10 protein-coding genes and 1 tRNA gene are annotated in these 25,964 nt (G+C 42.0%); 6 read left to right on the top strand and 5 right to left on the bottom strand.

Annotated elements, in window-relative coordinates; translation table 11 throughout:
* Positions 1–168: 168 nt before the first annotated feature.
* From ACTXGL_RS09620 to ACTXGL_RS09605, 4 genes are all read left to right on the top strand, one after another.
* Positions 169–2,676: an LPD1 domain-containing protein gene (locus ACTXGL_RS09620; protein WP_443526518.1), complete on the top strand. Its 2,508-nt coding sequence runs from the start codon at positions 169–171 to the stop codon at positions 2,674–2,676.
* A 121-nt stretch (positions 2,677–2,797) separates the two neighbouring features.
* Complete coding sequence (locus tag ACTXGL_RS09615) at positions 2,798–4,558, top strand: ShlB/FhaC/HecB family hemolysin secretion/activation protein (RefSeq protein ID WP_443526516.1); 1,761 nt, start codon at positions 2,798–2,800, stop codon at positions 4,556–4,558.
* A 271-nt stretch (positions 4,559–4,829) separates the two neighbouring features.
* Positions 4,830–11,687: a two-partner secretion domain-containing protein gene (locus tag ACTXGL_RS09610; RefSeq protein ID WP_443526515.1), complete on the top strand. Its 6,858-nt coding sequence runs from the start codon at positions 4,830–4,832 to the stop codon at positions 11,685–11,687.
* Complete coding sequence (locus ACTXGL_RS09605) at positions 11,687–12,265, top strand: hypothetical protein (protein WP_443526514.1); 579 nt, start codon at positions 11,687–11,689, stop codon at positions 12,263–12,265. The genes ACTXGL_RS09610 and ACTXGL_RS09605 overlap by 1 nt, the downstream gene beginning before the upstream one ends.
* Positions 12,266–12,544: 279 nt before the next feature.
* On the opposite strand, the gene ACTXGL_RS09600 is transcribed toward ACTXGL_RS09605, so the two are convergent.
* From ACTXGL_RS09600 to ACTXGL_RS09580, 5 genes are all read right to left on the bottom strand, one after another.
* Complete coding sequence (locus tag ACTXGL_RS09600) at positions 12,545–13,072, bottom strand: hypothetical protein (protein WP_443526513.1); 528 nt, start codon at positions 13,070–13,072, stop codon at positions 12,545–12,547.
* Positions 13,073–13,408: 336 nt separating this feature from the next.
* On the bottom strand, positions 13,409–14,620 hold the full coding sequence (locus tag ACTXGL_RS09595; RefSeq protein WP_443526511.1) for a tyrosine-type recombinase/integrase: 1,212 nt from the start codon (positions 14,618–14,620) through the stop codon (positions 13,409–13,411).
* A 166-nt stretch (positions 14,621–14,786) separates the two neighbouring features.
* Positions 14,787–14,862 (bottom strand) — tRNA-Arg (locus ACTXGL_RS09590).
* Between the two features lie 68 nt (positions 14,863–14,930).
* Positions 14,931–15,731 (bottom strand): hypothetical protein, encoded by an 801-nt coding sequence (locus ACTXGL_RS09585; protein ID WP_443526509.1) that lies wholly within the window; start codon positions 15,729–15,731, stop codon positions 14,931–14,933.
* Positions 15,732–15,806: 75 nt separating this feature from the next.
* Positions 15,807–16,334: a hypothetical protein gene (locus ACTXGL_RS09580; protein ID WP_443526507.1), complete on the bottom strand. Its 528-nt coding sequence runs from the start codon at positions 16,332–16,334 to the stop codon at positions 15,807–15,809.
* Between the two features lie 489 nt (positions 16,335–16,823).
* On the opposite strand from ACTXGL_RS09580, the gene ACTXGL_RS09575 reads away from it, so the two are divergent.
* On the top strand, positions 16,824–21,350 hold the full coding sequence (locus ACTXGL_RS09575; RefSeq protein ID WP_443526505.1) for an exodeoxyribonuclease V subunit gamma: 4,527 nt from the start codon (positions 16,824–16,826) through the stop codon (positions 21,348–21,350).
* A 60-nt stretch (positions 21,351–21,410) separates the two neighbouring features.
* The gene (locus tag ACTXGL_RS09570; RefSeq protein ID WP_443526504.1) at positions 21,411–25,907 is read left to right on the top strand and encodes a UvrD-helicase domain-containing protein; all 4,497 of its coding nucleotides are present in this window, start codon (positions 21,411–21,413) and stop codon (positions 25,905–25,907) included.
* Positions 25,908–25,964: the final 57 nt, after the last annotated feature.

Raw genomic sequence — 25,964 nt, 5'->3', positions numbered from 1 at the left:
AGTTGATCTTCTCTTCTATCGTTCACGAACTAATTCAAAAAAATCGAATAGTAAGAATCTCAAGAACCCTATCTACGGATAGGGTTTTTTATTGGAACACTATAAAAAGCATACTTTTTTTGTTTGCCATAATTGATCATCTAAACACGATCAACTGGACCCATGGTTATGAAACAAAAACTCGCTCAATTAAAACGACTGCAGACAGCACTTGCCAGCTTGCAAGCGGCCACAGACATAAAGGCGCGCTTAATAGCCGCAAAAAAGCTCACTGACATATTGAAGGATATCGGTGCAATAAGCCCCCTAACGTTAAAAGAGGTCCAGCAAGCTGCTACTGTTTACGAATTGAATAATACGGGTGATGACGATTACAGTGACAATCCAAACGATGAGAATTATCGTTATGCCGATACCGGCTATATCGCAGGGTCGCACAAAGAACGTGCCAGTAGCCGTATTAAAGATTTGGCCAAAGACGGCATTACTGTTAAAGCTACTGATATTGAATGGGATGAAATCGAAGCTGATGCTTTAGTTGCTGAAGATGTGATTAAAAAATCTAACATTATGGGGAGTGTGGACTATCAGGCGTTAAAAGATCAAAACGTGGAAGCCGGTACCGCCTATCTTATTCAAAAGGTTTTAGCATCTGTGGCACCTGAGCCTTATTGGGATGTAATGGGTTTCTTGCAAAATAGCACATCAGGGCGCCGAGTTATTGGCGGCCGTACTGAAAATAAGCTAAGACTTGCTGCGCATTTTAACGCTATTCCAATTATTGATCAGAAGGCGCTGGCTCGTAGGGCCTATGTTAACGGTATCAATACGCTAAAATCACGCCTCACTGAGAATAAAAATATTATTGGTACCAGGGACCTGATTGCTGAGCTCAAAGCTATTGCCAGCGAAATGTCTGGTCACACTATTAGTGCATTGGATGAGGGCCAATATAATCAAGCAGTTATTAAAGTAACAGAGCAAAGACAGTTTATCGAAAATAGGTCTTTTGAGTTTGAGAGCGAATACAAGGCGGCTGAAAAGCTTGCACTAGAAACCTTGGATGTGCCTAACGATACTGCCAAGGAGCAAGGTTTTGTAGAATATGTGGGTGGTAGCTTTAGGGCTGCTCGCAGACGTGGTAGCTACTATGCACGGCAAACGTCAATGAGAAGCTGGCTTGCTGAGAAATATCCTAATATTGAATTCAACAAAAGATTTGCAAGAGATATAGCGCCGGTTGTCGTTAGTGAAGATATTGATAAGTACAAAGAGCTTGTGGACGACGTTGAACGAATCGCTCTGGCCAACAAGTTAGTGGCACTGGTTGACCCTCTATCAACCTTAGCATGGATATCACTAGGAGAAAGATTCTGGAATATTGTAGAGCTGCAGTCAGACGCCTTTATCAAACATGCCAATAGGGCCATTAAAGGTAAATACAATGACTGGGAATTAACTATTAAGCCTGATAAAGGTCCATCAGATGAGCAAGGCAAGCATAAGGGTAAGAGAAAGAGCACTTTTGAGTTGATTGTCGCTGAAAGTATTGAGCGTGTTGGCGGTGACCCGGTCACCATCAACTCTACTGAAGAATTAAAAGATACGTTTGGCTTTCGCGATATTCAGTCAGGTAATTGGGTGCTGAAGGATAAAACCAGTGCTAAATTTCACGTTGAGAATGCGGCAGCCGCTATGATGGACCTGTCAGACATTGTGGGAATTGATCCTAAGTCCTTGGCTTTTGGTGGCAGGCTGGCACTGGCTTTAGGTGCCCGTGGTACTAAAGGAGCTTTGGCGCATTATGAACCGGTCCAGCGTGTCATCAATATTACTAAAATGAAAGGTGGTGGCTCACTGGGCCATGAGTGGTTCCATGCGATCGACAATATCTTGGGCGAAGTGTTAGGCGTAGATGGTGCGACTGGCGCTGGCAAGTATTTAAGTATTGATCCTATGACGGTAGCCGAGAAATCAATCAATCTGTCAGTAGCTTTTGCTAAGCTACAAGAGGCCATGAAGAATGGCGATGTTAGAGCACCTGAAGTATTTAGAATTACTGATAAGGATGTAGAGCTTGCGCTACTTAATATCAAAGAAAATAGTACGCGCCTGGCTAAACTGATATTTGAAGCTAAGGATGCTAAAGAAGCAGTAGATATTGTTGATGCAAAACTTGGATCGCCACATAGGTCTAAACGTAGAAAAAATCATAACCAATGGCGCAAGGTTGCCGTTGCGTTTTTTAACCAAGATAAAATAGGGGAACCGATTGTTTTGAGAACCGGTGAGCTTATATCAGAATTTTATGCCAATTCTAAGAAGCTTGATGCTGAGCGTTCAAAGCCTTACTGGTCAACAACACACGAAATGGCCGCACGTGCGTTCCAAGCATTCTTAGAAGATAATCTCAAAGACAAGAACAGACGTAATGATTATTTAAGCTATGGGGCAGATAATGCGCTATACGGCGGCTATCATCAGGCTTATCCTGAAGGCGAAGAACGTAGGAAAATTAATTTGGCCTTTGAGAGCTTGTTTGAGGTGATTAAAAGCGAGAAAATCTTTGAGAACGCTAGTGCTGACCAAGCCATGATGGATGCTATCTTCGGTTCGTCTAGTGTCTTCTTTGATGATAACTATAGAGATATACACTCACGGCAGTTATTTGATTAATGGATAGTAAATTATTTATAAATATAAAAACATAAGTAAGATAGTGATTTATCTAAAAATTCTTAAAAAACAATTGTAGATAATATACAATTGTTTTTTTATTTTTATGATAGACACAATCATGTCATTTGCGAATCATCTAAAACCTGTTTTGATAACCAGTATCCAATTATGTAGCCTAGGTGGTCTTACCTGTCACGTCTATGCTCAAGCTGATCTAAATCAGATAGAGCAGCAGCAATACAATCAATATCAACAGCGCCTTGATAATTTAGAGTATAAAACCTCTAAACCATTTGTCAGTCTAAGTGAACCAACGCCAGATACTAGCTTGAAACAGCCACCGCTTGGTGAAAGTCCTTGTTTTAATATCTATCAAGTTAATTTACAACTGCCTGATGAATCTGCTCTCAAAAGACAGTTTGCCACTATCTTAGGGCCTATAAAATACGGGCAGGGATCTATACTAGGTAAATGCATTGGTCAGCAAGGTCTGAATTATGCGTTGCGTAATGTACAGAATGAGCTAATCGAGCAAGGGTTTATTACCACTCAAGCGAGTTTACTTGCCCAAGACTTAACCAGTGGTACGCTTGAGATTAGCATTACACCTGGTCGACTTGACAACGTATGGCGCGGTGAAGACAGTCATCCAAAGGTTAATGTTAGCAACGCCCTTGTGTTAGACAAAGGCGATGTTATCAATTTAAGAGATATTGAAACCAGTCTAGAGAACTTTAGATTACCGCAATCACATAGCACGACGATTGATATTATTCCAAGCATCAACGCGGCTGACAATGAGCAGTATGGCAGTAGTGATCTCGTTGTGACTCAAAAGCGTGCTAATCGTATACAGTGGCAGCTTGGTATTGATGACTCTGGAAATAAAGATACGGGTCAGTATCAAGGGACGGTTAGCGCCACCATCGATAGACCACTAGCATCAAACGATGTTCTTAATCTATCTTACACCCATACGATTGATCCTTGGAATAACGTAGATAGTGCCTCTAATAATGAAAGTATCTATGCGAACTACCGCTACCCCTATAAGAACTGGCAACTACAACTAACACATAGTGATTATGGTTTCGATCAAACCTTAGCAGGACTGAATGAAGATATTATCTACAAAGGCAGGTCCGATAATAGCGCTATTGATGTGCAAAGAATCATCCATAGAGATAGTGAGTCTAAGACGATTGCTACCATAGGTGGTTACCACGGTAATTCAAAAAACTTCTTTGATGACATCGAGATTGAAGTACAACGACGTCGATTTTCAGGTTGGAAAGCGGGTGTCACTCATCAACGCCAAACCAGCTTAGGTGAGTTTAATGTCAGTATGCAATACCAAAGAGGCACGGGTGCTTTCTCAGCAATAGCAGCACCTGAGAGCTTTATCAGTGAAGCGGAATCACAGCCCAGTATATTGGAGGCGCAATTAAACCTCAGAAGCCCTTTTTATATCTCTGATGCCTCTTATCAATATAATCTGCAATGGCGCGGTCAATATAGTCCTGATATTTTAATACCCCAAGACAGGTTCAGTATTGGTGGACGTTACACCCTCAAAGGATCAAGTGAAGAACAAAGTCTATCAGGTGAGAAAGGAATGTTATTACAGCAAGAGATTGCGCGCATACTACCGCTACCGAATCAGATGACGCTTATGCCCTATGTCACTGTAGATCAAGGCTGGGTCGATGGTGATAGTACGCAATTCTTAGCAGGGAAATATCTGCTCAGCTCAAGCCTTGGCGCTAGGCTCTATGCAAGCAATATCAGCATAGACGGTTTTGTAGGCAAAAGCTTACAAGCTCCCGATTCATTTGATAAAGATACGGTCGGAGGGTTTAGAGTGACGGTCTATAATTAATTTAATTGATGGCTAAATCCTAATATTGTGCAGTTTTTTTTCGGCTCTAGAGAACTGCATGGTATTAGAGCCTACACCACCATACTACATAACTACCGATCATCATTATATTTATTCCGTTTAGCACCTGAAAATTATATATCATCCATTTTTTATTAGTCTTAGTCTCTTCTGCTGTTTTCCTAAGAAAAATGCTACCCTTTACAATAGTTTATAATTACAATCACTTACCTTTTAGTTACAATTCTTAACTTTCAAGAGTGATTATGAAATGAATAAGCAATGTTATAGAGTGGTATTTAATAAAGCCCGTGGCATGATGATGGTGGTTAGCGAAGCGGCGAAGAGCAAAACTAAGGCCGCAGGGAGCGACAATCGCAGTCGCAAAACCGTTGCTACATCAGGTCATCAGTCTGACAAATCCTTCTCATATCATCGCTTGGTGCTTGCTGTCTTATGTTGCCAAAGCATGGTCTATACCCAAGTGCAAGCCGCAAACACTCAAATACAAAATACTGCCAGTAACATTTCAGTCGCGCAGCGCGCCGCACTATTACGATCAGCTAACGGTACGCCAATTGTTAATATCCGCACTCCCAATAGTAAAGGTTTATCTCATAATACCTATAACCAGTTTGATATCGGTAGTAACGGAGCTGTCCTCAATAACAGTATTGGGTCTGCCCATACACACTTAGCGGGCAGTATTGCGGGTAACCAATATCTTGCACAAGGCGTTGCCAATACCATTTTAAATGAAGTGCGCAGTAGTGCCCCAGCGACGCTAAAAGGTAATATTGAGGTCGCAGGTCAGCGAGCCGATATTATTATCGCGAGTCCTTCTGGACTGCAAGTGCAAGGCGGTGGCTTTATCAATGCCAATCGCGCGACACTGACCACAGGTACGCCCAATATTGATAGTGCGGGTAACCTGACTGGCTTTGATGTCAAGCAAGGTCAAATTCAGTTTGATAATGCAGCAACAGGCAATGCGCTCGGCGGTGATCTGTATGATGGCAAAAACAAAAACAAAAACCAAGCCAACTATGTGGATGTCTTAACAAGGGCTGTAACAATCAATGGTCAGATTCATGCCAATCAAGATATTAGTGTAGCTAGTGGTAGTAATACGGTCGACTATGATACGGGCGCAGCGGCCAAGATTACAGGAACAGGAACTCGTCCGACGTTTGCGGTCGATGTCAGTACCCTTGGCGGTATCTATGCCAACTCTATCAACCTTATCGGTACAGAAAGTGGTCTCGGTGTGAGAAACGCAGGCAAAATTCAAGGTGCACGACAAGTCATTTTAGATAACACAGGTAAAATTGAAAACTCTGGAGAATTAAAAAACACCGCGTATGACAGTTATATAGGTATCAATGCTACTGGTAGTCAAGGTAATATTGCGCATAGTGGTATTGTTGCAACACGCGGTATGATCGATATTAACGCTGATAGAAATATTGATATTAACGATGGTATTGTTAGAAAATACGATAATGCTGGTCGAGCAAAGTATACGCCTGACATCTTAAGTCTAGATGCCAAAGTGCATGTCAATATCAGTAATGGCTCTGATATTCGTAACTACAACGCTTCTGATAATTCTAATATCTATATCAGTTCAGGATATGATACCAAGATTAGTGATAAAAGTAAGGTGGTCTCTAGTGGCGGTCTCACAGTCAATGCTAATAGATCCTCACAGGTGATGGGTAGCAGCCTCTTAAATGCTAACGGTGCACCGCTAAATTTATATTCCAAAAGCACCATGATTATTGATAATAGTCAAATCAAAGGTTTAGATAATGTAAATATCAATTCTCAGGCGGCAAGTCATCTGTATATCAAAAACAAAAGCAATATTTCATCTGACAAAGACCTTAATATTAACTCATTGAACAATGTTTACTTAACCTCTGGTAGTCGTATTGTTGAGGCAGACAACCTCAATATCACGGCAGGCAACGTTTTAAGTATTGATGGTAGTGGCGGTATTGAAGCAAAAGGTAATGCCAATATTAAAGCAGGTGGATTGGCTTACGTCAGAAACAACCAACCCATCAATGTCGAAAAAAGTCTCAATATTGAAGGCGATCGTGCCCTTATCTACACAAGTAATATACGAGGTAAAGATGGCGTCATCGTACGTACTGATGGTAGGGATTCCGTCATTAGCAATAGTCAAATCAATAGTGACAGCGGCGCGGTAGCCGTCTTGGCCAATGAAGGTAAGCTCACTGCTAGTAACCTCACCACAGATGCTAAAACTACCATACTGGCTTCAACTGATAATGTCAGTATCTCAGGCAGTCAACTGACCACAGACAATATCGCTATTGAATCAGGTAAAGATCTCAATATCAATAAACTGACCGCCACATCAAAGAACAGCGATCAAGTCAGCAATGCCAGCATCAGCGCTAAAGGTAAAACGTCTATCACAGCAAGCAACTTAACGACATCAGGCACTATTCTTATTAACAGTGATGAAGGTTTGGATCTGACTGATAGTGATATCAAAGCTCAAGGAATTATCTTAAAGACCAGTATAGCCAAAACCGAGGCCGAACAACTTGGTGGTCCTAACCAGTATGGTGATGGAGACATCAATCTTTTAAATGCCGATTTACTCGCTGATAGCAAGGAAAGTAATGGCTTGATAATCGATGCTGCCAATCATCTCAACGTTATCAATAGTAAGACTGCCTCAGCAAATAGTACTAGTTTGCGCTCAGGTAACTTAATGAGAGTCAATAACAGTACTCTCGACTCTGATAAACACTTATCGTTAGACAGCCGTGATCAGCTAATAACCAATGGTCAGCGCGGAAATAATTATAGCAGTACATTCATTGGTGGTTATATCGATGATGGAATGCAGTGGACTGGTAGCGAGCTGTTCCATAGTGCGGGTGAGACAGTCCTACAGGCGGACGAAACTCTTTCTATCAATAGTAGCTCTGATCAAGCGCATCAAAACACTGACTTTATAGGTGGCGCGGTTATTATCAACTCAGACGCTGGTATCACTTTTAGTGACAATATCAAGATCGGTGATACAGGTATCAATAGGCTAGCTAATAATTTAGAAAAACTTCCTGATGGTACAGCAGTCAATACGCTATATCATGATCTCATCATCACTAGTAAAGATGACTTAAAGATTGATCCTAGAGTTTTGAATATAAATGAAAGAGCTGATATCAGGTTAGCCTCACGTGAGGGTCAGCTATATCTAAAAGGATATGCGGGTACCCAAGGTCTGGACTCTGAGCAGGTAGTCAAGCTGACTGCTGGTGGTGATATCAATCTAAGCGGTAAAGAAGTATTGATTGAAGGCAGTGATCTAATCTCCCAAACAGGATTTAGTGGAAGTAATGTAGCCTTAGTCGATGGAAAGTCAGTCCCTACGGCTGGTATCAACATCACTGCTACTGATGGTAGTGTTGAGTTGAAAGGGGTTAAAAACAGTTTTAGTAACTATGTATCCCCTTATAACTCTGAGCCGATCAAGGTACAGTTACTAGAAGTTGAAACTGAACTAGCAACCTATTCTACTGGTATAGCATTAATAAAAAGAGAGCAGTACCTTTCTAGACAGATACCTTACGAAAATAATCGTAATAACCCAAATTACCGCGTTCTTGATAGTATGAAAAAAGAAAGAGAACGGATAATTAATTATTCAGCATATAAAAGAGCATTGCAAGATAGGAACAAAATTTCTACCTTAAATGAACATTTAAAAAATCTAACTTTTATACTGAATAATTCTGAAAAAGCATCAACAGGCTTTGAACATAAAGCCGTCTCATTGACAGGTGGTAAAGACATTAAGATTGCAGCCAAGCAAGGCGTGCTCATTGAAGGTGCTGACATTACCAGCAATAATAGCGGTATCAGTATCTTTGCCGAAGGCAATCTGGCACCTACAGACCGACTAGATGAAAATGGCAACACAGTTGGTACGAATTATGACAGCATCGTTATCACAGGACTTGCAGACATCTATCAGCAAGGAGATTTTGAAGATGGCAAAGTCACAGGGCCGAACTACTCTTATCATCAACTGATCAATCAGCCCAAACTGACCGCAAAAGGTGATATCAAGATCGCAGCAAAGGGCAACCGTCCATTAAACACCAAATCAGATGGATTTTATGACAACAATGCTGTCGTCCTAAACAGTGTCGATATTCAGTCTACTGGCGGTAATGTGCGTATTGATGCTGCTCGGGGTGATATAAATTTAGAAGCGTCACAAGTCGCCTTTATAGATGGGTCACAAAAAAGAACTACATCGCGAACTTGGTATGGTAAAAAGAAAGTTAAAACTACGACTAAGGTTACAGATAATAGTAACGCTGTGACTACAGATATCAGTGCCAATAACATCCATTTAAAAGCAGAAAGCGATATCAACATTTATGGCTCAGAGCTACATGCCAGTCCTGAAGGTGGTATCAAGGCGACGGCTGGCAGAGAACTTGGATTTTGGAAAATCGAGGATCGTCAGTTTAGTGAAACTGATATCAAGAAAAAATCCAGCTGGTTAGGTATTCGCTATAACAAAGACCATACCAACGATACCAGACAAGAGATCACGCAGTTGCCAGCAGAGTTGGTTGGGGGCAAAGCGTATACCAAGTCAGGTGGCGATACTGTCTTACAAGGCACTGTCTTTAACACGTCAAATAGTGATGACATTCAAGTCGGCTTTGGTAAATATGCAGAAGCAGACGCCAAGTTAATATTAGAAATCGTTCAGGAGCAAGTCACCACCACGCATAACCAAGAAAAAGAAAGTACCGTTTGGATGAAGACGGTAGACCAAGGCAGTGTGGTGACCACGGCCTCGTTGCCTAAGTTTAATCAAGTACCAACCATTACCTCACCTAATGGTGTGACAGTAGCTGTGCCCGTTGATGTTACTGTTGACGCTAATAATAAAGCCAAAACGAATATTCAAAAGAGTTCAGCTGAGCTGGGTAAGATCGCGCTTGATTTGTCTAAACAGCCAGGATATGAGTATTTAGCGACGCTAGATAAGACCAATGATATCAACTGGGTACAAGTTGATCTGATTCAGAAGAATTGGGACTATACGCAAGAGGGATTGACGCCAGGGGCGGCGGCATTGATCGCTATTGCTATTACTATCGCAGCAGGTCCAGCAGGTAGTGGCCTTACCGCATCCATGGTAGCTACTAATGCTGCTGGTATTGCTTTGCAGACGCAAGCGGTTATTACACTGATTAATAACAAAGGCGACATTAGTAAAACGCTAAAAGATATGGCGAGTAGTGATACTATACGCAATATGGCAACGGCTGCATTGACAGCTGGATTGACTGCTAATCTAAATATTCCGAACATGACTAATAGTGATTTCGCTAATGAACTTATTCAAGGCGTTGCTAAAAGTACAAGCAATGCAGCTATTGAGTCAGCTATTAGTGGTACTAGTTTTCAAGACGCACTAAAAAACAATTTGATAAACGCTTTTGTAGATATAGGGGCTGCAGAAGTTGCTGGACAAATTGGTGATTTTAATTTCTCAGATATTAAGTTTGTGGATGGTCTATCTAGAAGTATTGTTCATGGTATGGCAGGCTGCATAGCAGGGCAAGTAACGAGTAAAGATTGTAGCTCAAGAGCAATGGGTTCGGCATTGGGAGAAGCTATTGGTAGCTATATGGCTGAGTCTAAACGCCAGTATATGATCAACGATGATAATGACGTCATCAGTTTTGTTCCTGATGCAGATAAACCGTTTATTCTTAACACAACAAAACTGATTACTGCTTCAGTAGCAGCGTTGTATGGGTTGGATGTCAATGATGCAGCTCAGGGTTCCGATATTGCGGTTATAAATAATGGAATGTCAGACATTAGAGTCGCGAAAGCGAACGGCGAGCTAAACAAACCTATTTTTAGTGATCTTGAAGCAAGGCTTATAGCGGCAACTGTAGGTATAGTCTTATGGCCAGTAGGAGCATTAGAGGCTTATCAAAGAGCTGACAACGATACAGACAAGTTATTAATATTGCGAGAAGCCTTTGGTGGCGCGAAAGCTAGATTACTAACCGAAGCATTTGAAGCAAATGTAAAACCTGCTAGTAATAACGGGGCTTCAAAGCCTGCGCAAATCTGTGGTGGAGATTACTGTTTCGCCGCTGGCACGTTAATCCATACTATTCAAGGTTTAAAACCAATCGAAACCATTAACCGTGGCGAACTGGTTTGGTCGAGAGAAGAGTTTGGTGACAAATATGACTATCGCCCTGTCATTGCTACCAAAGTCACGCCTAATGCGCCTATTTACGAAGTTAAAATAAAGCACAATAATGGCTTAGAAGAAACCATTAACACAACGGAAGAGCATCCATTTTGGATTGACGGTGAAGGCTGGCGTAAAGCATCTATCCTAGAAGCTGGAATGAAGCTGTTAGATAAGCATGGAAGAGCGACAGCCACCGTAGTAAGTCAAATGTCTTTAGAAAAAACCGATACAGTTTATAACTTTGAAGTACAAGATTTCAGCACTTATCATATCGGTGAGATGGGTGTTTGGGTTCATAATGCGAAATGTTGTGACTTAGCATCTATCATAGTGAAGGGCAAACAAGCCAACGTTATCGGGACGGGTGGCAACAAGATCGTCTATGCCATAGACGAAAAAACAGTCATCGGTAAGCTAAAGTCTGGTAAGCCACTGTCAGCCCTCCAAGACGAAGCAGCTAAGCTACAACAGCTTAAAGACCTAGGCTTTCCAGTAGTCAACGCTAGAATCACCACTCATGATGGCGCACCTGCGATGATAATGGATCGCTATGCGCAAGGGTCAAAAGATATCGTTGCATATAATAACAAGAAAAATGGAGTTGAGTTAATAGCTAATGTAGATACTAGCTTGTTAAATGCTCAGAGCGCGCGCCAGTTAAAGTTAATCAGAGACAAAATGGTGAAGGAGAAGATAAAAATTGATGACTTACAGTTTTTAATTGGTAAAGATCACAGTGTTGTTATTGCTGATCCAATAAAAGTTTATACTAAACAAAAACCTTCAAATAAGAATATTGCTATGTTAAATGCATTAATCAAAATAGCGGAGAAAAGATAATGGCGACCTCAATTTATGATGTGGACATACCTAGCAATCTAACAGGCTTATTGGCAAGTTTGGTTGGACGCAAACTTATCAATATTGTTAGGTTTAATTATGTATCTGAAAAGGAGCTTATTGAAGATTACTATATGGATCCCAAAGACTTTTTTTGTTGTTCACTAGGGCCTTTTTTATTCTATTTTGAAGATGGATTGGTCATTGGTGGATCTAGTAATCCTAGCCAAAACACAGTCCACATGTGGGTAGAAAGAAACGAAAATGGTGAGCATCATGACTGGTTGCAAGAAGAGGATGAAGACGCCATTCCTTTTTATGCTAAAGATTATGATGAGTGGAGTATTTATCTCAATCAAGTAGTCAAATCAGTGACCATTATCAAAGAGACTTCTGAGACTTACTCTAAAATACTGGACTTACCAAGCGAGCGAGGGGTGTTGTTTGAGTTTGAGAACGGCTCTGGACTTATTATGTCACATGGACTTAATGATAATTCTGATGATACAACGCTTGCAAAGCCTGACGGGATAGATCCTTATTTTGAGGGTAATCTGATCTATATTCCTGTTGCGTAATGTCCTTTTTATTTAGTGTATTAACCTATAACCTAATATTTATTTGAGAGGAAAGCTATGATACTTAATATATTGTAGCTTTTTTTATATCCTAAACTAAGAGACCGCTACCTACAATAAGTTATTCTAATTTAATAAATTATGAAGAGAACGGTAGTTATTTAGAATCTATAGATCCAGAGCTTATTAAATCATAATCACTAAGAGAAGGCTGCATATTACTTCCAGCCTTCTCTTTTTCATGAAAAAAATTACTTGAATAAGTATGGAAGTAAATTATCAATTACTAATAATAACAGGATAAGAAACAACCCTCGGCTCAGGTGGTGGCGCAGTTCGTACTACCTCGGTCACGGGTTTTTCTGTCGCTTTGTCTTTGATCCAAAAATCGACATAGCTGTCTTTACTAAACCATGCAGTACCAATATCAGTAGCGAAGTCCAGCTGATAGTTAGTGTTTGCTTTGGCATCAAACGTAAGTTTGGTAGGCAGAGTATAGTGTCCAGCCATACGATAAGTGACGGTCAATGTATGTTCACCCGTTGTAATCGGATAGACACTATCCCAAGTATCGCTGTAAGCCTCTTTTTTATCTTTAGGTACACGCTTACCATCAATCTCCATGATATAAGCGATACGATCACCAACGAGTCTGGTATGTCGTGGTTCCATTTTACCCATGATGGTTGCAGTTGCGTCTGATACTGGCGGCTGATAAATTAGCTCGGCTGGTAATTCTTTTACATTTTTCATGCTCATGCAAGCAGTCAACAACGGTAGCATACATACCAATACAGTCCATTTCATCGCTTATCCTCTATTGAATTGGTTCAATTAATAGTCGTTGTCTTTCATCGCTGTTTAAAAACATTCGTTGGTGGAATTACAACGTTTATAGTTTATCTCTTTATCTTTCAATCAGCGATATTTTTATTAAAAATTATCACGATAGCTAGCGCGTGATGTACTTTGAGACTGTTTAATAACTATTATTATTGAGATTTTTGGGTATACCCCAGCGGAACTCATTGCTTCAACTTTCAAGCCTATTAATAGACCACTATAATGGAACCACTTATAACAGAATTTTTTAACTCAGAAACTAAATAACAAATTATTCTTTCTTTACAGCAGTAACAATTATTAACCAGTAGTTGCTTTCAATTCATCTAAGTAATCAGCCCATGCCTGCATCATCATTTTGCGCTCTGGTAAGAACACAGTACGATTATAGGCTCTGCCATGCATGTCTCTTACGCGATGAGCGAGCTGCTGCTCTACCAATGCTTCAGGAAAACCTAGCTTCTCTACAATCAAAGTCCTTGCTGTGGCTCTAAACCCATGTACTGTCTGTTTTGATCCACTGTAGCCAAGCCGCTTCAAAGCTTGATTCATCGTGTTTTCTGACATTGGCTGGACAGTCGTATGAATAGCTGGGAATAGGTACTGGCTACGGGCGTGTAAGGACAATTCACGTATTAAAGCAATGGCTTGCGTAGGAAGTGGAACGATAAGAGATAGGCCAGTTCTGCGTTGAGTTTTTCTTGGCGTAAAAGTCCAGGTGCCTTCATCAAGATCAAAGTCATCCCAGAGAGCGTAACGTAGCTCGCCAGCCCTTACGAAAAGCATAGGCATTAGCTTGATAGCGATCCTAACTTCAAATGACCCTTGATATTCATCAATATCGTTAAGCAATCTACCAAGCTCATCCGTATCTAAGATAGTAGCATGATGTTGTACGACTGGTGTCTTTAATGCACCCAATAAATCTTGCGTAATATCACGCTCACAGCGTCCAGTCTGCACAGCATACCTAAATACTTGTCCTGCCATCGTACGCATCTTTATCGCTGTCTCAATAAGCCCTTGTGCTTCAGCCGATCTACATGCTTCTAATACATCCATTGGCTTGATATCAGTTATAGGCATGCTACCAAGGTATGCATTTAGCCGTTTCAGCTGCCTATAGTTATTTTTGATAGTAGAGGGGGCGATATGAGTCTTACGGCTCATATACTCTTCACCAATAGCAGCAAACGTATTTTTAGACTCAAGCAATTGCTTACGCTCTTCCTCTCTTTTGACATCGCGTGGATCATCACCGTTAGCGAGATGATACTTAATATCAGTCCGCATCTGTCTTGCAGCTGCTAAAGTGATCTCTGGGTATTGACCTAGTGTTACTGTGACACGTTTTCTTGTGATAGGTGTCGTATAGTCAATGCGCCATGCTTTTGTGCCGGCCTTGCTAATATGTAAATAAAGACCACCGCCATCCGTTAAGGTATAGGGTTTGTCCAAAGGCTTGGCCTTATCGACTTGAGTATTGGTAAGGGGTTTGACGGTTTTTGCCATTTTTACAGTATCCTCTACAGTATTTTTGCGCTCATACTGTATAGAATACTGTAAAAATTACAGTAAGCAAGGGGTAATTATGGGTATATAAGGTAAGTTTTGGACAATAAAAAACCCCTGAAAGCCTCGTTTGTGGGGAGTTAAGGGGTTTTTTAGTGTATTCATGTGGTGCGCCCACCAAGACTCGAACTCGGATCGATCGCTTAGGAGGCAACTGCTCTATCCTGTTGAGCTATAGGCGCATTATGGAGTGACATTGTAGAAAAAAGCAGTAACAAAAGCAATCAGCAAAAAGGTAAATACAAATAATTTATTGCGATTCGCTATTACCAAGCGCATCAGCGACATTTACTGGGTTATTACCGGATGCCTTGTTCGCCTGCGAAGATGGTTCAAATAAGTCATTTACACTGTTCTCATAGCCATTGATATTATAGTACTCGTATTTTTCTAATATAGTTTGACCAGCACTTGAGAGTAAAAAGTTACGGAAACTAACGGCAACAGGATTATCGGTCAAAACCACACCTTCAAGTGCTTGATCATCTTTTAGAGCATAATTGAAAGAGGTTAGCGTGCGTGCTTCTTTGTTGGTGCTATTGGCAGTAATGTCAGCCTTATCAGCCTTATCGTTATCCGTATTGCTATTGACCGAATTAGCACCTGTTTGATTTTGATTACTACTATGTTGAGTGGCCTTTAGCTTGTCTTGTAGGGGCGAGAGACGCTCTTTGGACAGCTCGTTATTGGCAATAATAATATCTGTATCAGAGATAAGATCAGAGCGTTCGTCGTTCGATATCGTTAGTAACGTATTAGCAGGAATATAATTCGCCAAAACTTGTATATGAGGATAGCGAGACTCAAAGCTTACAATAACGTCATCTATCGGTACTTGTAGGCTTTGTTCTGCACGAATAGAAAGCGTACTATCAGGGGAGGTGTCCGTGCTTTCTTCGTTTGCGGCAGGTGCAGGTTGCGTCTCACTGGTTATGATAGGCAGCGGGTCTGTATTTTTGTAATTACTGGTCCACAACCAAGTAAAGAGAGCGATAAAAATTGCTACTAGCAGGGAAATTAGTCCAACCAGTAGCAGTTTGTAGTCTTTCATATATTACTGCTCTCTATCTATTAATGGGTTCGTCTTAAAAGTTGTATCAGTCACTATATATGATATAGCGTTTCTTTAAAGCTTGTGATCCATGACTTCATCAGTTAGCTCTGCCAACATATCCGCAAACACGTCCTTTTCTATGGCAGATGATTCTAACGATTCATCGTTTTTATTGCTATAACTGTCATTGGTATTGAAATTAGAGGGTTGAACGCTTGCATCAATAAACTTATTAGCAGTCGGTCTTTCAAAGCCCATTGCTTGATGAGCTGCTAATGGTGATTGTCCCGCTGTCAGTCTGTCTTTTAACCATTTAAAGCCATGTGTCTCCCACCACAACTCAAAACGCGATAACGTGCTACCACGCACTGCAGCAGGTAAATCTAATGTGCGTAGTTTTTGTGCCAGTATAGGGTCGCTAATAGCTTGGTGAATACTAAGATATAGTGAGCGACTGTCATCAACATACGGGCGCCTGTTTTGCCATGATCTGTCATCGATTTTCATACGTGGTAGGCACCAAAGCCCACCACGATAATAAACAACGTACAAACGCTGCTTAGGATGGACAAAAATAGCATCAATAGGACGTAATGGCATAATATTCAATAACCCCGTAAAAGTGTCGTTTTAATATAGGGTGTAACAGCTGATTTGAAAAAGCCACGCCCTTCATCTTTTCATAGTCAAAACACTTACAACTATGTTTATGATCAATGCGACAATAGATGTCGCAAGGTATTACAATATTGGTATTTATACTAGCAAACGATAACCATCAATGGCACACTGATAAATAGAGTGATTTTTTATCTTCTCAATATCTATTACTATCGTTACCAATGCGCTTGGGTCATATATATAATGACTTTTGCTCATTGTGACCAGCATAACGACCTATATACTAGCAGAAATGCCATGCCGTAACGACTACCAAACATGCATTGATGAGTGTTGTTTTCAGCGCTGTCCATGCAGTGGCTGATTACTGACATGAGGCTTTTACTAGTATGTTTTAGTCTGTCAGTCACAATAAACAGCCTTTCTTAACATTCATATTCTACGCCTACTTTAATCAGATTATTGTCTATGTTTACCATCATTCAGTCGCACCGTACCGAAAACCTTGTCGATCAACTACTTGAACAATACCAGTCAAAAAGCCAGCATGTTTTTGAGCCCTTTATTGTTATTGTGCCCTCGATGGTATTGGGTGATTGGTTGGACAAAACGATTGCCAGCCGCGCGGGGATTAGTACGTTGGTGCGTACCAAGTTTTGGGGTCAGTATCAATGGACACTCATGCAAGATGTGCTCACCCGGCACAATGCCTATTTGTTAGAAGCAGATCCTGAAGCGGCTACGTTGAATGTACCTGAAGTTGCTGTGTTGTCACCAACGGTGATGCAGTGGCGTCTGTTTGGTTATCTCACTTACTATCAAGAGTCAATTGTTAAGGATGACACACACCCAGTACATCCGCTATTGGCATCCTTGATTGATGACCCGCAAGTAGCAACGACGCAAGAGGGCGTACAACAAGACAATGCGCAACAAGATAAGGCACAACAAGACGCCCGTATTTGGCAGCTGGCAAGTGATTTGGCAAGAGTGTTTAATCGCTACTTGACCCACCGTGAGGACTGGCTTGCGCTATGGTCACATAATACGCCACTCAATGTAGACGCATTGATAGCAGATAAAGATGCGTTATCACTACGCTTTGATCAGTACGCACGGGGGACGCCGGAGTGGTTGGTGGTGCATTATGTGGAGCTTGAGGCAGCGCAGCGATTCTTATGGTCGCATCTGTTTGCCGACGTGCATCAACACCGCGTAAGCATTGAAAACACTTTTTGGTCAGCTCTGGAAAATAATAACGCGAATGAGCGTGCTCAGTTGCCCAAAGTATTGCGTATTTTTACTATTCAGCAACTGCCGCAAACCGAGCTCGATTTTTTGCAGCAGTTGTCCAAATATATGAAGATCACACTATTACATTATAATCCTTCTAAGCTATTCTGGGCGGATATTGTTGATAAGTCTTGGCTACAGCGCCAGCAAATCATTAACCCTGAAAGCGTATTTTTACGTGATTATGGACATAGCTTACTGTCACGTCTGGGCAAGCAGTCTCGTGATACTTTTGCCATGCTTGCCAATTTATCAGGTAACGAGCAATATCAAGATGATTTAGTAGAGTGGCACGACAGTTTTGATGATAATCTGAGCCGTATCAGTGATGAAAGTGAGCACAGCATGGCTGATTTTGGTTGCTCTCAATCCATACAAAATAGCCCAAGTTTATTGCGACGTTTGCAAAATGACGTATTGATGCTTGACGAGCAATCGACCCAACAAGCTGCGGCAACAAAAGTTTCTCAAGCCGTAAATGAGCAAATAGTGTTGAGCGCTGAGCCAGAGTCGCCATGGTATGACGATGACGTACTAGAAAACAAGCGTTTTGAAAAGGATCGTTTGTGGGCAATCTCTGCTCAAGACAATAGCCTAAGCATTCACTCCTGTCATAATTTGCAGCGTCAGCTTGAAGTACTACGTATTATGATTGGCCGTTGGCTCAATGAACCTATTAAAACTGGTGAGAAAAAACGCCATATATCAGATATCGTGGTGTTATTGCCAGATGTTGAGCGTCATCATGCGCTGATTGGCTCTATTTTTGTTAGTGGCAAGGGTCAAGATGGCTTAACCTTGCCTGCGAAGGTGACGGGTGTTGTCGATGCTGATATTCGTCAGTTGTGGGAAGCGATTATTGGGTTTTATAAGCTGCTCGGCAGTCATAGTGCCCGTTTTGAGGCGGCCGAGGTTTTAGACTGGCTGATGCTGCCGCCCTTATTCGAGAGTTTTGGATTAACCCGTGAACAGATGAGCCGTGGCTGCGATCTGCTGCTAGAAGCAGGCTTTGTCCGTGGTTTTGATGAATGGCATCTGAAACAAACTCTAGATATTAACGACTATGATTATCGCTTTAGTTTTGCTCAAGCATTAGACAGATTGACTTTAGGCCTTGTGATGCCAGAAGCGAGTCTTAGTGACTGCTTGTACCCTTTAGAGGAGGGTGAGTGGCCAAATACTACTGTGCCCGAGATGAGCTTGCCACTGGCGCAGGTCAGCCTAAATGACGCCATGATTGTAGAGGCGCTTTGCCGTATCTATACAGGCTTAGTGGCAAGGCGTGATGATCATACACAAAAAATGAAGGCAGAAGATTGGTTAGATCAGATTGAGACCCAAGTGATCCACCGCTACTTTGGCGATGTCGATCAGACGCGTACCATGCGTGCCATCTACAATGCGATGAATGGTTTTAAATCAAGCTTACGTGCCAATCGTCACTACAGACAGTACTCTAGTGGTGATATTGACAACAGAGAAGTGGAGCAAAAGCTGGCAGGCGTTGAGCAGTTGCCACTAAAGCTGAGCTTTATGCTAGACAGTATCGAAGCTGAGCTTGAGAGTCAGCAGGTCAGTGCGGAGCCTACTGGAGTGATTACTTTTGGACGGTTTGGGGCGCTCAGAAACGTGCCTTTTGAACTGGTGGTGATGCTCAATATGGATCTCTCTGAGTTCCCTGGACGTGATCGTGACAACCGGTATGATTTGATGAAAGCAACCAATTCACGTCGCGGTGATCGAGTCAGCGAAGATGACGACAATGGGGCGTTTTTGGATGCCCTGCTATGCGCTCGCAGTGCATGCTGGATGTTCTACAATGGTCAAAGCTTGACCGATACCCATGAACACCTACCTGCCAACCCAGTGAGTGAGTTGCTACAGTTTTTACAAGGTGAGGTACAGTGGCAGGTGAACTCACTTGAGACGTTGTCTGAGGATGTCGATCCAACGACAGAAAGCCTTAAACGTTATCTACCAAAGCTCATCAAGCAGTGGCTGGTTACTGAGCATCCAGCCCTGCCTTTTCATAAGAGTTTGTTTGAAGTAGATATTGAAGGAGTTTCTGAGCGAAAGACTGATGCGTCTAATGTCAATGCTGATCCAAGCAATACGTCTCATAATATTAGCGATAGTAACCCTGATACTGCAGCAGCCGATGAGCTAGATAGGTTGCTAAATAAAGCCATGCGCAAAACCAAACTGGCTCAGAAAAAACAATTTCCGCCTGCGCCACTGTGGCAAGCAGTGTTTGAGACACTGCAGAAAAGAAGATCTAGCGATTATCCACAACTGATTGGCCTACCTACAAAAGCGCAGTATGAGTCAATAGCTAAGCTGCTTGGTCGTAGTATGGGTCAGCTTGGACAGGTAGATGACCAAACCATGTCTACATTGGCTGATATGCTGGGTCTAGAGACACTTTTAGGCAATAGCGATACTAACAGTATGAATAGAGCAGCGCTTATCCAAGCAGTATCTGATAGCGTATTCAACATCGGTGAGATCGATGTTGAAGGTATGTTGATATATCAAGTACGTCATCCCGCCAAAGCTTTTTTGCGTACCCAAAAGGTACATGTGGTACAAGGTGAGGATGCATTAGCACATCAGGAACCGCTATTTTTGGACAGCTTAACGACTTATCAAATCAAAGAATATTTAATCAATAAGCTGGCGGCTGATAAGCGTACTGACAATACTGCTCCGCAAGATATCTCAACCTTGATGTATCAAAAAATCATACCAGCAGGGGTAGCACGCCAAACCACCCTACCTAACCAACAACAAAAGCTGCAGCAGCAGTGCATAGAGTTTGAAGAGCAATTAATTGCTAATGGATTTGTTGATAGTAGCCTGCTAAGTGAAGGCGTAGCAGACAATACTACAGGCCTACAGTTACTAACGCCCACCGCTGAACATCCTATTCAGGTGGCGCTGCCAACGATCTTGAATGGTACTGATAACGAGATAACGTGCAAGCTATTACCCGAAAAGCTTAAGATTAAAGGGGTAGTGCCGATATCAAAGTCACAATTAGATCTACAGTCACAACCACTAGCATTATCAGTCTCCATAGATACTCATAATGGTAGCGCTGCTATTGAGACAGCGACGGCCTATGCTGAGCAATCACCCAAGCAGTGGTTGAATATACTGCCCAATTCTGCCAGTCCAAAACACTTACTCAAATTTTGGCTGTCGCATTTATATTGGCAGGTTGCCAGACGGACCACTGCTGAGCAGATAGCTTTAGATGACGGCGTGAGTATTTGGCGCTTTAATAAACCCAGCTCACAGGTAAGTGCCTATAAAGATTTCATCGCATTTAAACTAAGCCCCATCGTCTATGAAGATGCAGTGATAGAACTGATAAAGTGGACGATTTTTGGCAACCTATCGGGCCAAGTTCCCATGACATTATTGCCTGAGTATGCGCTCAATTATCTGGCTAAGTGCTCCAAATCGCAAGAAGATGATAATGAAAACGACAGCTATTGGCCAAAACGAGCCGACTTCTCAGATTGGCTAAGACCGGGCTATCACTCAGACATGGTATACGACACTTGCTCTCAGCATGCCATTTGGCAATATGTACTGCGTGATCAAGATGCCTTTAGAGCATTATCAGCATCATTAACCACCTTGGCGCAGCCGTTGTATGCGCCGATGCTTACGGCACTAAAAGGATTGGATAGCTAGTGCTTAGTGTCTTTTTTATTCTTTTGATCTCATTAATAATAATTAAAAGTATGCGCTTATATGACAGATTTTACTGATACAGCCGATATTATTGAACCTTCTGTACAACCAAATTTATTTGATGATCATTCAGATGTTTTGGGTGACTCAGGGGCTATAGCTGAAGAAAAAGAAGAAATAGCGCCAGCGGTTGCTGTTGCATTAACGGGTCGGCATCTTATCGAAGCCTCAGCGGGGACAGGAAAAACGTGGACGCTGACTGGCATTGTGCTACGACTATTGATTGAAGCGCGGCGTGCGCCAGAGCAAATCATCGCCACAACCTTTACTCGAGCTGCCGCCGCCGAAATGCGTCAGCGCATCCACGACCGTCTGGTAGAGTTCTATCAGCTATTACAGTGGGTCAACAACCTGAGTGCAGATACCAATAATAAAGATAAATTATATCCCAACCTATTGCAGGTGCTGCCTGACAGTAACGATAACAATAATAACAAGGGTAAGTCGGAAAGCAATGATTCAAGCGTCGAATCAAATACCGAAATAGATGTTGATGAGTTTAATCAGGATGCTAGCCATGATAAGCAGATGGCTAGAGAAAAGCGCGCACAAGTCAAAAAACAGCGTGAAGAGTGGTTAATAGAGCAAGCCGAACATGTACGCCTAGATGGCATCATGCAAGATCCCGTGAATCTGCACTTGGTCGGTTATTTGCTTGATCATGTGTATAGCTATCCTATGGCAGAGGCGATTCGGCGCACTGCATTAGTATTAACGACGTTAGATAAGCTATTCGTCGGGACGCTCGATAGCTTGGCGCAAAAGTGGCTGATCGAGTACAGTAGCGAAACGGGTTATCAGCAAGGCATGGCGATTATCGAAGACAGTAGTATCGAGCAGGTTACGGACAGTATTATTCACGATGAGCTGCGTCAGTTTCAAAGCCGTTTGTATCATGAGCAGCCCAAACTATATGCGCTTATGGACCAGCAGGGTAAGCTGACAGCAGTAGGTGATCATAAAAAATTCGTTTCTCGCTCGCTTAATTTTATTTCTGCGCCGATTGATGAGATAACGCTAGAGCAAGGTTTTGATTTCACTACGTATGAGAAATTTATTTATGAGTTTACCCAGTTAGATTTAGCAGATATCCAACCTTACCTAAGCCCTGATTACAGAAAATCTCAAGGATTTCGTGGAAACTCTAATTTAACCAATCATTTTGATGCTCTTGTCGATGTTCATCAAAAAGTAGTCCAATATCAGCTGATATTTAACAGCTATTTGAATGAACGTGAAAATAAGATCTTAACGTCGTTGCAGGATGCCAGATATCCAAATGAAGATGGCAAAATTAAGAATTTCAATAAGAATAGAGAAAAAGAGCATCAATCCCTCTTTGAGCTAGAGACCATCAGTAAGTTGATGGTGCTTTTAGATATGATTGAAGGGTTAAATCAGCATATCTTATTGGTTTTAGCCAATCTTAATCGTCATATCGTGCTTGCGGTACGCAATAGACTGCCAGTGATTTTAGAGGAGCGAGGAGAGACCACATTTAGTCTACAAATGGTGCGCTTAAACCAAGCATTAACAGGTCGACAAGGCGATAAGCTGGCGCGTTATATACGTCATCATTACCCCATTGCATTAATTGATGAGTCGCAAGACATCAATGGCGAGCAGGCCATTATGATTGAAAGTATTTACTTGCCAAAGAGTAAACGCAAACAGTCGGATAATGACAAGCAATCCACCACCAAAAAATCCAACCATGAGTTTTTGCTACTGGTTGGTGACCCAAAGCAGGCGATCTACGGGTTTCGTGGCGGTGACGTGACCAACTATAATTATATGAAAGCGCAGTTTGACAAAAGTACCATTTGGACGCTCAACACTAACCGGCGCTCCACTCTCAGTTTGATTAATGCCCTCAACTGCTGGTTTGGTATACCTACAGCAACAATTGCTGAGAACAAGCTGGCGCAGCTAGGTAGTGGTATTTATTATCAGCACAGCAAAGCCGCAAAAAAGCAGAGTGAATTGTCTTGGTTTAAGAATTCAGACGCAAAAGATAGTGGTTTGATGACAGAGGTACTCTCTACTCAGCCAGTGAGTGTACTACACTTGCCTAATGAAAAAGATAGCGAGCTTGACTATGATGAGTATGAAATCACCGCACGTCATATTGCTAGCTTGCTCAGTAGTGGTCAGACATTAAACGATCAGCCGATTCAGCCCAGTGATATTGGGGTGCTAGCCCGTACCAAAAAAGACCTAAAACAGGTTGAAGATGAGCTAGTCAAACTGGGCGTGCCAACCTTGACCACCAGCGACGTCAGCATCTTTGAAACGATCATGGCAGAAGATATCGCAGCGCTACTTAGTGCCATGCTATACCCGTATCGTCATGACATGATTAATCGAGTGTTGACCAGCCATCTGTACGGACTGAGCATCAAAGATGTTCAAGCTATGATGACGGATCATGAATCAGGTGTGGTTGAGAGTGATGACAGACTTAATAGTATCAATCCAAATAGTAGCGATGTTCGAAACATAGAATATAAAAAGAGCTATCAGGATTTTATTACTTATTTGAAGGAAGGGGCACAGCGTTGGCAGCATTTTGGTATATTGTCAGCGCTGCACTATTTATTGGATAGAAGCCCGATACAGTCACAAGGCGTTTGGCAAGTTCTAGCCGCTCATCCAGAAGGTGATCGACATATCATGGATTTACGCCATGTGATGGATGTATTGGCACAGTATGGCTTAGGCATGGGTGAGCATGAGCTATTAGCTTGGTTTAGACAGCACATAGAGACCGCACCCAATAGTGATTGGGCGAAGCAGTATCCGCTACCGACAGAGTCTGGCGTGCAGCTGATGACTATTCATAAGTCAAAAGGACTGGAGTTTCCGATAGTCTATGTACTGGGTATGGGAGACGCCAGTAGGAAATCAGGCAACAAAGAAGAGTATGGTCTGTACCTGTATAACGCTCAGCAATCGCCTTCAGCGTTAGTACAGCAATCCACAGAAGATCAGTCAATAGGTAATCAGCGCCGTTTTTCTGCGTTACAAGGGTCTGCCACTAAAGAAGCTTACTTCACTGATATCGAGACAAATGAAGGTTTTGATGAGCTGCGCCGGCTTGGATATGTGGCATTTACGCGGGCTAGCGAACAGCTCTATGTAGTGTTGCGAGATCCTAGCAATAAAGCAGGGTTTGAGCTAAAACCAGTATTTTATTGGTTTGACTCTCCAGACGCAAAATTTGAATTACCTGACAGGCTAAAAGGCACGATAGGCATGCTTAGAGGGCATAATATCAATGAGTTTTATAATAGTCATTATGCTAAAACAGTAAAGTCAACAGATACCAAGCTTACCATCGCACCCACGACAGAAACTATTGAGTATGCCGCCTTCACTGATGTCATGAAAACGAGCTATTTTTATGGTTGGGCTAAGACCAGCTTTACGGCGTTAGCTCGTCAGCTAGATGAATCAACGCAAGCAATGGCTGTCGTAGATGAGCGTATTGATGATGCGATAGATATTGATATGGCAGACACTGCTGGATTGGCTGAGTCTTATCCTAATAGTAGCCTTAATAGTAATGCGTCTCTCGACAAAATTGATGAGATGAGTCTCAAGTCTGAAGACGATATTCGCTTTACCTTCATAAAAGGCGCTAATGCAGGTACGTTTTTGCATGAGATATTCGAAAAAATTGACTTTAATAACAAATTGCAGTGGTCTGGCGTGATCGATAGAGCTATCAGTAGTTATCAGCTACCGCTGGTGTATAGTAGTGCTGAATATCAAAGCCGTAGAGCACAAGGCAACCGAGAAGAGAGTGCTGTCTCACTTAACGCTGACGCAATAGATACAACGAAGCACGAGGCGTTGATTGCTTGGATTGAAGAGGTACTAAATACCCCCTTATTGGCGTCCAATCAACCCTTATGTGCTCTGGATGCAGGACAGCGTTTTGCCGAGTTAGAATTCAATATGGGACTGTCAGAGCGCTTTAAAGCAGAGGATATCAGTAAACTGTTTCAACAGTATCTACCGGATGACACAGACAAACATGTCAATCTCGTGCCGCAAAATAGAACGCACTTGTATCGTTACTTGCGCGGTGAGATTGACTTGGTTTATGAACATGCTGGCAAGTATTACGTAGTCGATTATAAGAGTAATTATTTAGGAAATAGCCTAAGCGATTATAATGAAAGTACACTCAAAAAAGCCATGTCTAAAGCAGGCTACTGGCTACAAGCAGCGATTTACCAAGTAGCATTACATCGATTCCTTTCAATGAGAATCGCTGATTATGCGGGTAATGAGGACAAGTATTTGGGAGCGGTAGAGTATATCTTCCTACGAGGGGTATATAACCCCAACGGTCAAGCAGCTGCTACCGTATCGCAAGCGGCTAATGAAACGAGCGAATCACCCTACAACGGTCGCTATGGGCTCGTTATTTGGGATATTCCAATTGATTTTATTAAGGGGTTGGATGCGCTGTTTGGCATGCCTGACTAGTGGGCTCTGTACAACGATTTGATACCCAAAAACATTATATTGATTCACCAGATCATC

The organism is Psychrobacter sp. T6-6, from assembly GCF_052258185.1.
GTDB lineage: Bacteria > Pseudomonadota > Gammaproteobacteria > Pseudomonadales > Moraxellaceae > Psychrobacter.
Note: the sequence above shows the minus strand (reverse complement) of the source record. Positions and strands in the feature narration are given on the sequence as shown.